The 13,345-nt window shown below is 62.2% G+C and carries 16 protein-coding genes; 12 read left to right on the top strand and 4 right to left on the bottom strand.

Annotated features, from left to right (window positions below; all coding sequences use genetic code 11):
* Position 1: 1 nt before the first annotated feature.
* Complete coding sequence (locus AC3IUA_RS09720) at positions 2–589, bottom strand: cytochrome c oxidase subunit 3 family protein (RefSeq protein WP_489360377.1); 588 nt, start codon at positions 587–589, stop codon at positions 2–4.
* Positions 573–1,364: a CbbQ/NirQ/NorQ/GpvN family protein gene (locus AC3IUA_RS09715; RefSeq protein ID WP_489360375.1), complete on the bottom strand. Its 792-nt coding sequence runs from the start codon at positions 1,362–1,364 to the stop codon at positions 573–575. The genes AC3IUA_RS09720 and AC3IUA_RS09715 overlap by 17 nt, the downstream gene beginning before the upstream one ends.
* 199 nt (positions 1,365–1,563) lie before the next feature.
* Here AC3IUA_RS09715 and AC3IUA_RS09710 point away from each other — a divergent pair, with 199 nt between their 5' ends.
* The 12 genes from AC3IUA_RS09710 (at position 1,564) to AC3IUA_RS09655 (ending at position 11,554) form a co-directional block, all read left to right on the top strand.
* Positions 1,564–3,255 (top strand): cytochrome D1 domain-containing protein, encoded by a 1,692-nt coding sequence (locus AC3IUA_RS09710; RefSeq protein ID WP_489360373.1) that lies wholly within the window; start codon positions 1,564–1,566, stop codon positions 3,253–3,255.
* 24 nt (positions 3,256–3,279) lie between these two features.
* Entirely contained in the window at positions 3,280–3,594 is a 315-nt protein-coding gene (locus AC3IUA_RS09705) for a c-type cytochrome (protein WP_489360372.1), read from the top strand.
* Between the two features lie 16 nt (positions 3,595–3,610).
* Positions 3,611–3,949, top strand: a complete 339-nt coding sequence (locus AC3IUA_RS09700) for a c-type cytochrome (protein WP_489360370.1) — start codon at positions 3,611–3,613, stop codon at positions 3,947–3,949.
* Positions 3,946–5,121 (top strand): cytochrome D1 domain-containing protein, encoded by a 1,176-nt coding sequence (locus AC3IUA_RS09695; protein WP_489360368.1) that lies wholly within the window; start codon positions 3,946–3,948, stop codon positions 5,119–5,121. Before AC3IUA_RS09700 ends, AC3IUA_RS09695 begins: the two co-directional genes overlap by 4 nt.
* A gap of 1 nt (position 5,122) precedes the next feature.
* Positions 5,123–5,581 carry an Lrp/AsnC family transcriptional regulator gene (locus AC3IUA_RS09690; protein WP_489360366.1) on the top strand — a complete coding sequence of 153 codons (459 nt, stop codon included), beginning with the start codon at positions 5,123–5,125 and terminating at the stop codon, positions 5,579–5,581.
* Positions 5,578–6,105: a siroheme decarboxylase subunit beta gene (gene ahbB / locus AC3IUA_RS09685; RefSeq protein ID WP_489360364.1), complete on the top strand. Its 528-nt coding sequence runs from the start codon at positions 5,578–5,580 to the stop codon at positions 6,103–6,105. The genes AC3IUA_RS09690 and ahbB (AC3IUA_RS09685) overlap by 4 nt, the downstream gene beginning before the upstream one ends.
* A complete protein-coding gene (locus tag AC3IUA_RS09680) occupies positions 6,098–6,541 on the top strand; it encodes an Lrp/AsnC family transcriptional regulator (protein WP_489360362.1) in 444 nt (147 codons plus the stop codon). The genes ahbB (AC3IUA_RS09685) and AC3IUA_RS09680 overlap by 8 nt, the downstream gene beginning before the upstream one ends.
* A 50-nt stretch (positions 6,542–6,591) precedes the next feature.
* Positions 6,592–7,095: a siroheme decarboxylase subunit beta gene (gene ahbB / locus AC3IUA_RS09675; protein ID WP_489360360.1), complete on the top strand. Its 504-nt coding sequence runs from the start codon at positions 6,592–6,594 to the stop codon at positions 7,093–7,095.
* Between the two features lie 26 nt (positions 7,096–7,121).
* A complete protein-coding gene (gene nirJ, locus AC3IUA_RS09670; RefSeq protein ID WP_489360358.1) occupies positions 7,122–8,300 on the top strand; it encodes a heme d1 biosynthesis radical SAM protein NirJ in 1,179 nt (392 codons plus the stop codon).
* A 70-nt stretch (positions 8,301–8,370) separates the two neighbouring features.
* Positions 8,371–9,210 carry a uroporphyrinogen-III C-methyltransferase gene (gene cobA / locus AC3IUA_RS09665; RefSeq protein WP_489360356.1) on the top strand — a complete coding sequence of 280 codons (840 nt, stop codon included), beginning with the start codon at positions 8,371–8,373 and terminating at the stop codon, positions 9,208–9,210.
* Positions 9,207–10,712, top strand: coding sequence for a cytochrome D1 domain-containing protein (locus AC3IUA_RS09660; protein ID WP_489360355.1), 1,506 nt, complete (start codon positions 9,207–9,209; stop codon positions 10,710–10,712). The genes cobA and AC3IUA_RS09660 overlap by 4 nt, the downstream gene beginning before the upstream one ends.
* A gap of 476 nt (positions 10,713–11,188) precedes the next feature.
* A complete protein-coding gene (locus tag AC3IUA_RS09655) occupies positions 11,189–11,554 on the top strand; it encodes a DUF6124 family protein (protein ID WP_489360353.1) in 366 nt (121 codons plus the stop codon).
* Between the two features lie 391 nt (positions 11,555–11,945).
* Here AC3IUA_RS09655 and AC3IUA_RS09650 read toward each other — a convergent pair whose 3' ends face one another.
* Entirely contained in the window at positions 11,946–12,689 is a 744-nt protein-coding gene (locus AC3IUA_RS09650) for an SDR family NAD(P)-dependent oxidoreductase (protein ID WP_489362288.1), read from the bottom strand.
* 128 nt (positions 12,690–12,817) lie between these two features.
* The gene (locus tag AC3IUA_RS09645) at positions 12,818–13,345 is read right to left on the bottom strand and encodes a nitrous oxide reductase accessory protein NosL (protein WP_489360351.1); all 528 of its coding nucleotides are present in this window, start codon (positions 13,343–13,345) and stop codon (positions 12,818–12,820) included.

The raw sequence follows: 13,345 nt of genomic DNA, 5'->3' as shown, positions 1-13,345 counted from the left end.
GTCAATTCAGAACGTAGACCAGCGGAAACAGCACCACCCAGATCAGATCGACCATGTGCCAATAGAGCACGCCGGATTCCAACCCGCTGCAGTTGCTCGCGTCGTACAGACGACGCCGGCAGCGCTGCGCCAGCCAACCGAGAATGAACATCCCGAGCAGGACGTGGAGGAAGTGAAAACCGGTGAGGATCCAGTACAGGGTGAAAAAGGTGTTGTGCTCCATGCCCAGTCCGGAGGCCACCAGATGCGCGTACTCAGTGAGTTTCAACACCACATAGACACTGGCGGCCAGCAAGGCCGCCAGCAGCAACCCGGCGCCGTGGCGGGCCCGTGACTGCCTGACCTGCTCCTGCGCCAGCGCGGCAAATAGCCCGGCCGTCAGCAGACTCAGGGTCATCGCCAGCCCGGTGGAGCTGTCGAGCAGTTGGCGGCTGTCGCTGAACATCTGCGGTTTAAGAACCTGGGTCACCGCGAAGGCGAGGATCAGGATCGCGAACACCGAGAGCTCGGCGAGGATAAAAAACCACATCGCCAGATCGCCCGGTAAATGTCCGGGTGAGGCGGCGGTGGTTTCAGCTGAAGTGGACATCAACCACATCCATCAGCGCTGCAACGGTCAGCGGATCATCGCTCAACGGTTCGGCCAGACAGGCCATGCACGCCTCACGCGGGTTCATCCCGGAGCGGATCATCCGTGCGGTAAAAATCAGCAAACGAGTCGATGCCACCTCTTCCAGATCATGTTGATCGAGCCGGCGCAGGGCCTGCCCGAGCCTGACGACCTGAGCGGCCAGCGCGAGGTCCACCTGGGCCTCCCTGGCGACAATGCGCTCTTCATCGGCCACCGGCGGATAGCCGAAACGCATCGCCACGAAACGCTGGCGAGTGCTGGGTTTCAGGCCCTTGAGCAGGTTCTGGTAACCGGGGTTATAGGACACCACCAACATGAACGACGGCGGTGCCTGCAGCACTTCACCGGTGCGCTCCAGGTACAGCTCGCGACGGTCATCGGCCAGCGGATGCAGGACCACCGCAGTGTCCTGGCGCGCCTCGACCACTTCGTCGAGGTAACAGATACCACCTTCGCGCACCGCGCGGGTCAACGGCCCGTCCTGCCACCAGGTGCCCTGGGCACCGATCAGATGCCGGCCGATCAGGTCGGCGGCGCTCAAGTCGTCGTGGCAGGCCACGGTATACAACGGCAGGTTTAACCGATGGGCCATGTGCTGGACAAAACGGGTCTTGCCACAGCCGGTAGGGCCTTTGATCAGTACCGGCATGCCGTGACGCCAGGCTTGTTCGAACAGCGCCTCTTCATTGTGCAGCGGTTGGTAGAAGGGTTCGCGGGGATGATTACGGTCCATGGGGATACCTGGTTCAACAGCGGGCTTGCAGCTCACGCTACGGGTGCCTGCGACAACCTGGCAAGCGCGATGGCCGGCAAACTTGATCGCCGTCAAGCGGTATTGGCCGGCTCGGGCATAGCCTTGCACTGCACTAAGAACCTGCGCTCTGTACTGCCGTTTCAGCACAACGCAAAGGTCTTGCCTGAGGAGAAATGGAATGCTGATCAGCAATAGAAAAACGTTTGCTCTGACCCTCGCCACCCTGTGTTCGGCACTGGCCCTGGCGGTGAGTCACGCCGCCAGAGCCGAGGATCCTGCCGCTGCTGCTGCCAACCCGGCCATGGTTAAAACCGCGGGAGCGCCCGATATGGGCCAGGCCGAGTTCGACTCCTCCAAGGAAATATATTTCCAGCGCTGCGCCGGCTGTCATGGGGTATTGCGCAAGGGCGCCACCGGCAAGCCGCTGACCCCGGATATCACGCAAGGCCGCGGCCAGTCTTATCTGGAAGCCTTGATCACTTATGGCTCAGCGGCCGGCATGCCGAACTGGGGCACCTCGAATATTCTGACCAAGGATCAGATCACCGCGATGGCCAAGTTCGTTCAGCACACGCCGCCAACGCCGCCGGAATGGGGCATGGACGAGACGCTGAAAACCTGGAAAGTGCTGATCAAACCCGAGGACCGGCCGAAGAAACAACTGAGCAAACTCAATCTGCAAAACCTGTTCTCAGTGACCCTGCGCGATGACGGCAAGATTGCCCTGATCGACGGCGACAGCAAGAAGATCGTCAAACTCATCGACACCGGTTATGCGGTGCACATCTCCCGGATTTCTGCTTCCGGCCGCTACCTGCTGGTCATCGGTCGAGACGCCAAGATCGACATGATCGACCTGTGGCCGCTGGAGCCGACCAAGGTCGCGGAAATCAAGGTGGGCATCGAAGCCCGCTCGGTGGAAACCTCCAAGTTCAAGGGCTACGAAGACAAGTACACCGTCGCCGGGTCCTACTGGCCGCCGCAGTTCACCATCATGGATGGCGAAACCCTCGAGCCCAAGCAGATCGTCTCGACTCGCGGCATGACCGTCGACAAGCAGGAATACCATCCCGAACCCCGGGTCGCGGCGATCATCGCCTCCCACGAATGGCCGGAGTTCATCGTCAACGTCAAGGAAACCGGCAAGGTCATGCTGGTCAATTACCAGGACATCAAAAACCTCACCGTCACCTATATCGATGCCTCGCCGTTCCTGCATGACGGAGGTTGGGACAGCACCCACCGCTACTTCATGACCGCCGCCAACAACTCCAACAAAGTCGCCGTGATCGACTCCAAGGAGCGCAAATTGACCGCGTTGGTCGACGTTGGCAAAACCCCTCACCCGGGTCGCGGCGCCAACTTCACTCACCCCAAATACGGTCCGGTCTGGGCCACCAGCCACCTGGGCGACGCCGGCATTTCGCTGATCGGCACCGACCCGCTGAAACACGCGCAATACGCCTGGAAACAGGTCGACTCGCTCAAGGGCCAGGGCGGTGGCTCGCTGTTTATCAAAACCCATCCCAAATCCCGTCACCTGTATGTCGACACCACCCTCAACCCGGACGCCAAGCTCAGCCAGTCAGTGGCGGTGTTCAACATCGACAAGCTCGATGCCGGTTACACCGTACTGCCGATCGCCGAGTACGCCGGGATCAAGCAAGGCGCCATGCGCGTCGTGCAACCGGAATACAACAAGGCTGGCGATGAAGTCTGGTTCTCCGTCTGGAGCGGCCAGGAAGAAGAGTCGGCACTGGTGGTGATCGACGACAAGACCCTCAAACTCAAATCAGTCATCAAGGACAAACGGCTGATTACCCCGACAGGGAAGTTCAACGTTTACAACACGCAACACGACATCTATTGAGCTCCATCAACACGAGAAACCCTGATGAAAATTATGCTGATCCCCCTGCTCGCCCTGACCGGCACGCTGATGCTGCAACCGGCCCTGGCCGAAGACGGCCCGACTCTGTTCAAAAGCAAACCCTGTGCCGCCTGCCACTCCATCGACACCAAAGTAGTCGGCCCGGCGCTTAAAGACGTTGCAGCCAAAAACGCTGGTGTCGCCGGAGCCCCGGAAACCCTGGCCAAACACATCAAGGAAGGCACGTCAGGCAACTGGGGCCCGATGCCGATGCCGGCGAATCCGGTCACTGATGACGAAGCGAAAATTCTCGCCGCGTGGGTCCTGACTCTCAAATAACCCCAAGGAGGACGTCATGAAACTTTATCGACAGGTTGTGATTGTGGCGTCCCTCCTCCTTATTTTTTGCGCAACCGCGGTTGCCGCGGTTGCCGCGCCTGACAGCAAACGTCAGGCACAACTCGAACACCTGCTGGCCCAGGACTGTGGCGCCTGCCATGGCCTGCGCATGACCGGCGGTCTTGGCCCAGCCCTGACCCGTGAAGCGCTGGCCGGCAAATCCATCGACAGCCTGATTGCCACCGTCACCCAGGGTCGACCTGGAACCGCCATGCCCGGTTGGGGCCCGCTGCTCAGCCCCGGCGACATTCGCTGGCTGGTCGAACTTCTTCTGCAAGGATATCCAGCACCATGATCCGTTCAATCCTGCTGTCGGCGGCGACCGGCCTGTTGTTGTCGGCCTGCGCCCAGCCCCCCTTGCGTGGCACTGGCGATCTGGGCGTGGTGGTGGAACGCACCACCGGCAGCCTGCAGATCATCGAAAGCGACACCCGCACCGCCCTGGCGCGGATCGAGGGTTTCGGCGACCTGTCCCATGCTTCGGTGGTGTTCTCCCGCGACCAACGCTACGCCTACGTGTTCGGCCGCGACGGCGGGTTGAGCAAAGTCGACCTGCTGACCCGGCGTATCGACCAGCGGGTGATCCAGGGTGGCAACAGCATCGGTGGCGCCATCAGTCAGGACGGCAAGCTGATTGCCGTGTCCAACTATGTGCCCGGCGGGGTCAAGGTGTTCGATGCCCTCACCCTGCAACAGGTGGCCGATATTCCCGCCACGGCCCTGGCCGATGGCAAGCGTTCGCGGGTGGTCGGGCTGGTGGATGCGCCCGGGCAGCGTTTCGTCTTCAGCCTGTTCGACACCGGCGAGATCTGGAGCGCCGATTTCAGCCAGGGCAGCACCCCGCAGATCAGCCGTTTCACCGGCATCGGCGAGCAACCCTACGACGCCCTGATCACCCCGGACGGCCGCTACTACATGGCCGGGCTGTTCGGCGAAGACGGCATGGCGCAACTCGATCTCTGGCATCCGGAACGCGGGGTGCAGCGAGTGCTCGGTGACTACGGTCGCGGCCAGGCAAAACTGCCGGTGTACAAGATGCCGCACCTGGAAGGCTGGGCGGTCGCCGACAACCAGGCCTTCGTACCCGCCGTCGGGAGCCACCAGGTGCTGGTGATGGATTCGCGCAACTGGAAGCAGACCGCCGCCATCGCGGTGGCCGGCCAGCCGATCTTCGTCACGGCGCGGCCGGACGGTCGGCAGCTGTGGGTCAACTTCGCCTTTCCGGACAACGATCGGGTGCAGGTCATCGACACCGAGACCCACGCAATAGTCGCGGACCTGAAACCGGGACCGGCGGTGCTGCATATGGAATTCACCTCCCGCGGCGACCAGCTGTGGCTGTCGTTACGCGACGGCGAGCAGCTTCAGGTCTGGGACCCGTACCGCCTGAAACTGCTGACCACGCTGCCCGCCAGCAAACCGAGCGGAATCTTTTTCAGCAGCCGCGCGCAGAAGATGGGGTATTGAAATGAATCTGGACCCGCTTAGTCGCCGTCTGATCGACCGCTTCCAGCATGGCATGCCGCTGTGCCCGGAACCCTACAAGGAAATGGCGCACACCCTTGATTGCACCGAAGCCGAAGTGATCGCCTGCCTGCAACACCTGGAACTGGCCGGCACCCTGTCACGGATCGGCCCGGTGTTCGAACACAGCCGCGCCGGCGCCAGCACCCTGGTCGCCCTGGCCGTGCCCGCCGAGCGCCTGCAACAGGTGGCCGACCGGGTCAGTCAGTATCCCGAGGTCAATCACAACTATGCCCGCGAACATCACTACAACCTGTGGTTCGTGCTGACCGGTCCCGATCGCCCGCACCTCGATCGAATTCTCGACGAACTGGAGCAGGACACCGGTCTCACGCCGTTGGATCTGCCGATGCTCACCGCTTACCGCATCGACCTGGGTTTTGCCCTGGGAGAACGCCTTTGAAACCTGAATTGAATCCGAAACAAGTGCTTGCGCTGCGCCGGCATCTGGAAGTCGGGTTGCCGCTGGTATCGCGCCCCTATCTGGACCTCGCCGAACGGATAAAGGCTGAAGAACACCAGGTGCTCGAACAAATGCGCCAGTGGAACGAGCAAGGAATGTTCCGCCGTATGGGCCTGGTGCTCAACCATCGCGCGCTGGGCTTTGCCGCCAACGCGATGCTGGTGCTGGATATCCCGGATGCGCTGATCGATGAAGTCGGCCAGCGCCTGGGACGCGCGCCCGGCATTACCCTCTGCTACCAACGGCCACGGCGTTTGCCGGATTGGCGATACAACTTGTTCTGCATGGTTCACGGTCGGCATCGGGATCGGGTCGAGGCACAGATCCAGGCGTTGCTCGAAAAACACCTGTTGAGCGACCTGCCCCACCAACTGCTGTTCAGCACCCAGGTGTTCAAGCAGTGCGGCGGGCGTTTCGCCGCATCGTCGACACAAGCATCGACAGCAGTGCCGCGCCGTGGATGATCTCGACCGACGACTGATCAACCGCTTGCAACTGGGCCTGCCGCTGGTCCGCCATCCCTGGCAAGTACTGGCCGCGGAACTCGACAGCAGCAGTAGCGAACTGCTCGACCGCCTGCATGAATTGCTCGAGGACGGCGTCCTCACACGCTTCGGCCCGATGTTCGATATCGAGCGCCTGGGCGGAGCATTCACCCTGGCCGCGCTGGCGGTCCCGCAAGAGCGTTTCGAGGAAGTCGCCGAACAGCTGCATGGCATGCCTGAAGTGGCCCACAACTACCGTCGCGAGCATCCCTGGAACATGTGGTTCGTCCTCGGCTGCCCGAGCGCACAAGGCATCGACGAGACCCTGCAACGCATCGAGCGCCTGACCGGCCTGGTGCCGCTCAACCTGCCGAAAGAGGAGACATACCATGTCGGCCTGTACTTCCCGGTCTAAAAATCTCCTGGCCTTGCGCCTGATCGAGCTGCCGAAAGAGGAGACGTACCATGTCGGCCTGTACTTCCCGGTCTGAAGATCCCCTGGCCTTGCGCCTGATCGAGCTGACCCAGGCCGGCCTGCCGTTGCTCGACGATCCTTGGGCCTGGCTCGCCGAACAGCTGGGGCTGAGCGTCGGATCGACCCTGGACCTGCTCAAGCGGCTCCAGGCCGAGGGCGCTATCCGGCGTATCGCCGCCGTACCCAACCACTACCGCCTCGGCTATCGCCACAACGGCATGACGGTCTGGGATGTGCGCGATGCCGACATGCCGCGCCTCGGCGCGCTGATCGGCGCGCAACCCTTCGTCAGCCACTGCTATCGCCGCCCGCGCCGCAACGGCTGGCGCTACAACCTGTTCGCCATGGTTCATGGCCGCAGCAGCGACGAAATCGACAGCTACCGCGAGCACCTGCGCTTATTGCTGGGCGACGCCTGTGCTGCCGATGAAATGCTGGTGAGCAGCCGCATCCTGAAGAAAACCGGTCTGCGTCTGCCGCCCCCTTTACGCTGAACAAGCGCGCACTCAAGGAGAGTTGCATGTTGAGGATCAGCCATTACCTGCGTGCCCTCGCGGGCCAGAGTCCCGCCCCTCGAACCAGCCCGCCGGGCAGCAGCCGCGCACCGGTGGTGATCTGGAATCTGCTCAGGCGTTGCAACCTGACCTGTAAACACTGTTACGCCACTTCGGCCGACAGTGTCTTTCGCGACGAACTGGACACCGCTGCCGCACTGACCGTGATCGACGACCTGCACGAGGCCGGGGTGCGGGTGTTGATCCTCTCCGGTGGCGAACCGTTGTTGCGCGAAGACCTGTTCCAGCTCAGCGACTACGCCAGGCGCAAGGGTTTCTTTGTCGCCCTGTCGAGCAATGGCACGCTGATCAACCGGCAGAACATCGCGCAGATCAGCGCGGCGAACTTCGATTATGTCGGGATCAGCATCGATGGCCTTGAGCAAACCCATGACGCGTTCCGCCAGCTCAAGGGCAGTTTCGCCAGCTCCATGCAAGCAATCCGGCTCTGCCGGGAACAAGGCATCCGCGTCGGGCTGCGCACCACCCTCACCCAGGAGAACCATGGGCAGCTTGCGCAATTGCTGGCGCTGATGCGCGAGTACGACGTGCAGAAGTTCTATTTGTCGCACCTCAACTACAGCGGTCGCGGCAAACGCAGCCGCAAGCTCGACGCCCGGCAGCAAATGAGCCGCGAGGCGATGACGCTGATTTTCGAACGCGCCTGGGCAGACATCGAACAGGGCCGCGACAGCGATTTTGTCAGTGGCAACAACGACGCCGACGCCATTGTGCTACTGCAATGGGTCGGCCAGCACTTGCCCGAGCATTACCCACGGCTGGAACAGATGCTCCGTGCCTGGGGCGGCAACGCCTCGGGCAGCGGCATCGCCAACATCGACAACACCGGCGAAGTGCATCCGGACACCTACTGGTGGCAGCACTCGGTGGGCAATGTCCGGCATACGCCGTTCCGCACCCTCTGGCTGGACCAGCCCGATGCCTTGCTGCAGCAGCTGCGCCAGCATCCACGGGCGGTCGGCGGGCGCTGCGGGCAATGCCGCTGGCTGAGCATTTGCAACGGCAATACCCGCACCCGCGCCTGGGCCGAAGGCGATCTCTGGGGACAGGACCCGGGTTGCCACCTCAGTGATGAGGAAATCGGCCTGCAGCCGTCACTGAGCATTCCTTGCACCCTGCGCTGAATAGCCTGGCTGGCTAACCATCTGACACAGGATGGGGCCGCTAAACCTGATGAAGAACCAAGGAAGTCCCATGCACCCATCGACTGTTTTACCTGCCGCTCTCGAGTCCCCGTTCAGACCCGGCGAAGTCGCTCTGGTCGGCGCCGGTCCCGGCGATCCACGCCTGCTGACCTTGCGCGCCTGGAGCCTGTTGATGCAGGCCGACGCCGTGGTTTATGACCGGCTGATCAGCCCCGAATTGCTGACGCTGATCCCCCTCGCCTGCGCCCGGCATTACGTCGGCAAGGCCAGCGGCTGTCACAGCCTGCCCCAGGAACACATCAACCAGTTGCTCGCCGAGCTCGCCGACCAGGACCAGCGGGTGGTGCGGCTCAAGGGCGGCGATCCGTTCATTTTCGGCCGTGGCGCCGAGGAGCTGGAGTATCTGCTGGCACGCGGCATTGACTGCCAGGTGGTCCCGGGCATTACCGCCGCCGCCGGCTGCAGCGCCTACGCCGGCATTCCGCTGACCCACCGGGATCTGGTCAATTCCTGCCGTTTCATCACCGGCCATTTACAGGCCGATGGCGAGTTGACGCTGCCCTGGAACAGCCTGGCAGACGATAGCCAGACCCTGGTGTTTTACATGGGGTTGTCCAACCTTGCACTCATCTCCCGGCGCTTGATCGAGGCCGGTATGGCCACCGACACACCGGCGGCGCTGATCAGCAACGGTGCCCGCCCCGACCAGCAGGTCGTTCGCGGCACCCTGCAGCAACTGCCGAGCCTGGCGCTGAATTGCCCACAAGGCATTCCAACGCTGACGGTGATCGGCAAAGTGGTCGATCTGTTTGCCGCGCAGCCGCTGGAGTACCCGGCGCGGGTGTGCTGCGCGCCGCTACGGCAGCACGCCCGCAAGGTGGCGATATGAGGCGCATGCTCCTTGCCCCCTTGCTATGGCTCGGTACGGCCCATGGTGCCGCAGCGGTGCCTGTCCCTGGAGTCGCGCTTGAGCGGGCGGCGCAGGATTATCAGCAGCACTGCCAGAGCTGCCATGGGCTCGACCGCCTCGGCGGCGCGGGGCCGGCGTTGCTACCGCAGAGCCTGAGCCGGATCAAGCCCGACGAAATTCGCCGGGTAATCCAGAACGGCCGCCCGGCCAGCCAGATGGCCGCGTACGCCAGCGTGCTTGATCCGGCACAGGTCGAGGGGCTGGTGGACTACCTGCAGCAACCGCCCGCCACCCCGCCGACCTGGAACGATGAGCAGATTCGCGGCAGTCACAGCCTGTTCGCCAATGTTTCGAAGTTGCCCGTCACGCCCCAGCATGGCGCCGACCCGCTTAACCTGTTCGTGGTGGTGGAAGCCGGCAATCATCACATCAACATCCTCGACGGCGATCGCTTTGAAGTGCTGGCGCGTTTCGCTTCGCACTTTGCCGTGCATGGCGGGCCGAAGTTCTCGCCGGACGGCCGCTTCGTCTACTTCGCCTCCCGCGACGGCTGGATCAGCCTGTATGACCTGCACAACCTGAAATTGATCGCCGAAGTGCGCGCCGGGATCAACACCCGCAACCTGGCAGTGAGCAAGGATGGCCGCTGGGTGCTGGTGGGCAACTACCTGCCCGGCAGCCTGGTGGTGCTCGATGCCCGCGACCTGTCGCTGGTCAAGACCATCCCGGCCGTCGGCCTGGACGGCAAGACCTCGCGAGTCAGCGCGGTCTACACCGCGCCGCCGCGCGACAGCTTCATCGTCGCCCTCAAGGACGTGAAGGAAGTCTGGGAGCTGTCCTACTCCGACAAAGCAGACTTCCAACCGCGACGCATCAGCGCAGAGGATTACCTGGACGACTTCTCCTTCTCGCCGGACTACCGACAATTGCTGGCCACTTCACGCAAGGCCCGGGGCGGCCAGGTGATCGACCTCGACAGTGGCAAGGTGGTCAGCGATATCCCGCTGCCGGGCATGCCGCACCTGGGCTCGGGCACCTACTGGAAACGCGACGGCCAGTGGGTGTTCGCCACACCGAATATCAGCAAGGGACTGATCTCGGTAATCGACTTCAAGACCTGGAAGCTGATCAAGGAAATCCCCACGCTGGGGCCGGGTTTCTTCATGCGCAGTCACGTCAATTCACGGTATGCCTGGACCGATGTGTTCTTCGGCCCGGACAACGATGCAATCCACCTGATCGACAAACAGACCCTGGAAATCGCCCACACCCTGCGACCGATGCCCGGCAAGACCGCCGCCCACGTCGAGTTCACCCGCGACGGCCGTTACCTGCTGCTGAGCATCTGGGACACCGAGGGGGCGCTGATCGTCTATGACAGCGACCGCCTCAAGGAGATAAAGCGCATCCCGATGAACAAGCCGTCGGGCAAGTACAATGTGGGCAACAAGATTGAGTTTGCTGAAGGGACTTCGCATTAGGGCTGTGGGAGCCGCTTGCCCCAATGCCAATCCGTTAAGAAAAGGACTCGCCGAACACAAAACCTGTGGCGAGGAGGCTTGCCCCCTCGCCACAAATGCCCGCCAGACTAAAGATTTACGTTAACTGACCGGCATTGGGGCAATGCTTGTTCGGCGATGATCACATTATCGTGAGCTGATGCGGATCATGTGTGGGAGCGGGATTTTTCTGACAGGTTTCCGGGGTTGCTTTGGCGCAGGACGGCAGCTAATCTTTGCGAGTCGCTGCAAATTCAGTGATCGGGTGTGGTAGCCCGGATACTTCATAGACCCAGAACGCCGCAGGGCGTTTTTTTGTGCTGGCTGCTTTGTGGCGGCTGTGCATGGGAGGCTTCGGCCTGCCGGGTTCCTATGACCGGTCTACCACCCCGTGTACAGTCGCCTCCTTAACTCGCGTGGTAGCGAGTTCGGCGGGACTCAATCATAGGAGTTCATCCATGCGCAAGATCACCCCTGATCCGCCTGAAACCGAAAGCGTTTCACCCTACGAATCCCTCGATTCCAGCAAACTCCACCAGGCCGCCCAGCGTGCTCTGGATCACTACCTGCCATCCCCACTCGACAAGTCGAAGCGCGCTGACGCCCGTCCAGTGAACATCTTCGCCATTGTCCCTGGTCTCAATCCCGAAACGCTGCTGGCCAACGCCTCCGAGACACTGGCCAGCGCCAATGTCCTGGCCAGCGAACTGGCGTTCGATGTCGAGGGCTCTTGCCGCAATGTGGCACCGGCGATTCAGCAGTTGATCGAGCTCGGCCAGTTGTTGGTGAATGAGGCATTGGAGCAGGTAGCTCCGGCAGGTTGACCGCGTCATCCGAGCGCGCAAAACCTGTGGGAGCGTGGCTTGCCCGCGAAGAACGATGACACGCAATGCCTGAAAAACCGCGGTGTTCGCTTCGCAGGCAAGCCAGCTCCCACAGTGGATCGGTGTACATCCGCGAGAGACAGGCCGGCCGGTCGGCCGCCCGCTTTTGCCTTGGCTTTTGATCTGGCTTTTGATCTGCCCGCCCCTTCGGCAGGCCGAGTGGAGGTGTTCATCAGGGGGGTGGCGCGTAGCGCCGTCAGCGCAGCTGACCCCGCCGCATTGCGGCGCCCCATGATGGATACCGGAGCGAGGGAACACCGAGCCTTGCCGAGGTGCCGTACGCCGGGGATTGGGTACAGCCGTGAGAGATTGGCCAGCTGTTCCGGCAATTTCAACCCAGGGTGTACCCGTTATCGACCTTCCAGTCCTGCCCATAGACACCCCGGGCGCCTTGGGACAGTTGAAAGACAATCACGTTGGCCACCGCCGCCGCGTCGAGGAAATGTCCGGGCAACAAGCGTTTGGTCAGGCTGTCGGCGAGTTCATCCAGTTGCTGCTCGCTCAGGCCCAGGTTGTCCCACATGGAGGTGGCGGTCGGCCCCGGCGAGACCAGATTGATGCGCACATCAAAGCGCGCGAACTCCACCGCCAGGGTCCGTGCCTGAGCTGCCAGTGCGGCCTTGCTGGCGATCCAGGCGGCCAGTCCGGGAAAGCTCGAACCGCTCAGGAAGCTTGCGACAAACACCACCGAAGCCGGGCTGGCCAATTCACCGCGCAACGCCGCCAGGGTATTCAATGCCCCGGCACCGTTGACCGCCCATTGGCGCTGGAAGGCATGCATATCCAGACTGTCGGCCATTTCCGCAATACCGGCATTGGGCACCAGATAATCCACCGGGCCCAGTGCCGCGGCGCGTCGGGCGAGACCCTGCAAGTCCTCCTGGCAAGTAACATCCCCGGCATGCCAGTGCAGTCGGTCGCCATAGATCTGCTGCAAGGCCGACAGCTCGCCAAGGGAACGTGACATCGCCAGCACCTTCACCCCTCGGGGCAATAGCGCTGCGCACAACGCCAGGCCAATCCCGTAACTGGCACCCGTGATCACCGCCAAACGATCCTGAAACTCGGTCTTCATGATTTGCTCCTGGGCATCGCTGATGCCAAGCACTGGGGACATAACAGACCCTTATCTTTGAGCAGATGAAGAAATACCGACTTGACGGCGATCAGATTTTCTTAAAGGGACATTGGAGGATCAGCCGCTCAATGAGTCATGTGCGACATGGCGGATTGCTGCTGGAGCAACGCCTGATCGATTTCGCTGAAGCGCAGTACGCGCCCCCCCTTGTCAGCGGCCAGTTGTTCCGCGGCGCGCTGGTCGGAGTAGGACGCCAGCACCACGCCCATGGCGCCCTTGAGCTGGGTGCCGATGACATAAAACGCGCCTTTGGCATCGATCAGATGGGAGTCATCCGGTGAGTCCCAATCGCTGCGGCCCATATCATGAACATAGAGTTTGGCATTGCCATGATGATTTTCCGGCTGCAACCACCACCCGAGCATTTCCGCGGTGGAGCAGAATTTCTTGATCCCGCCCGGCTCGACCACTTCGCCCTTGGGGCCGGGAAATTCGTCGATGATCATTCCGCAGACATGGCATTCATCATTGGGGTGGAAGGCCGACGCAGCATCGCTGTAGGTAGTCTGGGCCGGTTTGTCGCAGGCCGCCAGCAACAGGCAGACCAGCAGGCCGGCCAGTGCCCGCGCGGTATTCGGATAACGCGTGTTCAT

The sequence above is a fragment of the Pseudomonas sp. KH_050 genome, from assembly GCF_057838875.1.
The sequence above is the reverse complement of the archived record's forward strand: the minus strand, read 5'-3'. Positions and strand labels throughout refer to the sequence as shown.

Excerpts from the sequence above, each read along its gene's own strand:
- AC3IUA_RS09660 (WP_489360355.1), top strand. The coding sequence starts at position 9,207 with ATGAGGCGCATGCTCCTTGCCCCCTTGCTATGGCTCGGTACGGCCCAT.
- AC3IUA_RS09690 (WP_489360366.1), top strand. The coding sequence starts at position 5,123 with ATGAATCTGGACCCGCTTAGTCGCCGTCTGATCGACCGCTTCCAGCAT.
- AC3IUA_RS09705 (WP_489360372.1), top strand. The coding sequence starts at position 3,280 with ATGAAAATTATGCTGATCCCCCTGCTCGCCCTGACCGGCACGCTGATG.
- AC3IUA_RS09720 (WP_489360377.1), bottom strand. The coding sequence starts at position 589 with ATGTCCACTTCAGCTGAAACCACCGCCGCCTCACCCGGACATTTACCG.
- AC3IUA_RS09650 (WP_489362288.1), bottom strand. The coding sequence starts at position 12,689 with ATGAAGACCGAGTTTCAGGATCGTTTGGCGGTGATCACGGGTGCCAGT.
- AC3IUA_RS09655 (WP_489360353.1), top strand. The coding sequence starts at position 11,189 with ATGCGCAAGATCACCCCTGATCCGCCTGAAACCGAAAGCGTTTCACCC.
- AC3IUA_RS09645 (WP_489360351.1), bottom strand. The coding sequence starts at position 13,345 with ATGAACACGCGTTATCCGAATACCGCGCGGGCACTGGCCGGCCTGCTG.
- AC3IUA_RS09715 (WP_489360375.1), bottom strand. The coding sequence starts at position 1,364 with ATGGACCGTAATCATCCCCGCGAACCCTTCTACCAACCGCTGCACAAT.
- AC3IUA_RS09700 (WP_489360370.1), top strand. The coding sequence starts at position 3,611 with ATGAAACTTTATCGACAGGTTGTGATTGTGGCGTCCCTCCTCCTTATT.
- AC3IUA_RS09695 (WP_489360368.1), top strand. The coding sequence starts at position 3,946 with ATGATCCGTTCAATCCTGCTGTCGGCGGCGACCGGCCTGTTGTTGTCG.
- ahbB (WP_489360360.1), top strand. The coding sequence starts at position 6,592 with ATGTCGGCCTGTACTTCCCGGTCTGAAGATCCCCTGGCCTTGCGCCTG.
- cobA (WP_489360356.1), top strand. The coding sequence starts at position 8,371 with ATGCACCCATCGACTGTTTTACCTGCCGCTCTCGAGTCCCCGTTCAGA.
- nirJ (WP_489360358.1), top strand. The coding sequence starts at position 7,122 with ATGTTGAGGATCAGCCATTACCTGCGTGCCCTCGCGGGCCAGAGTCCC.
- AC3IUA_RS09710 (WP_489360373.1), top strand. The coding sequence starts at position 1,564 with ATGCTGATCAGCAATAGAAAAACGTTTGCTCTGACCCTCGCCACCCTG.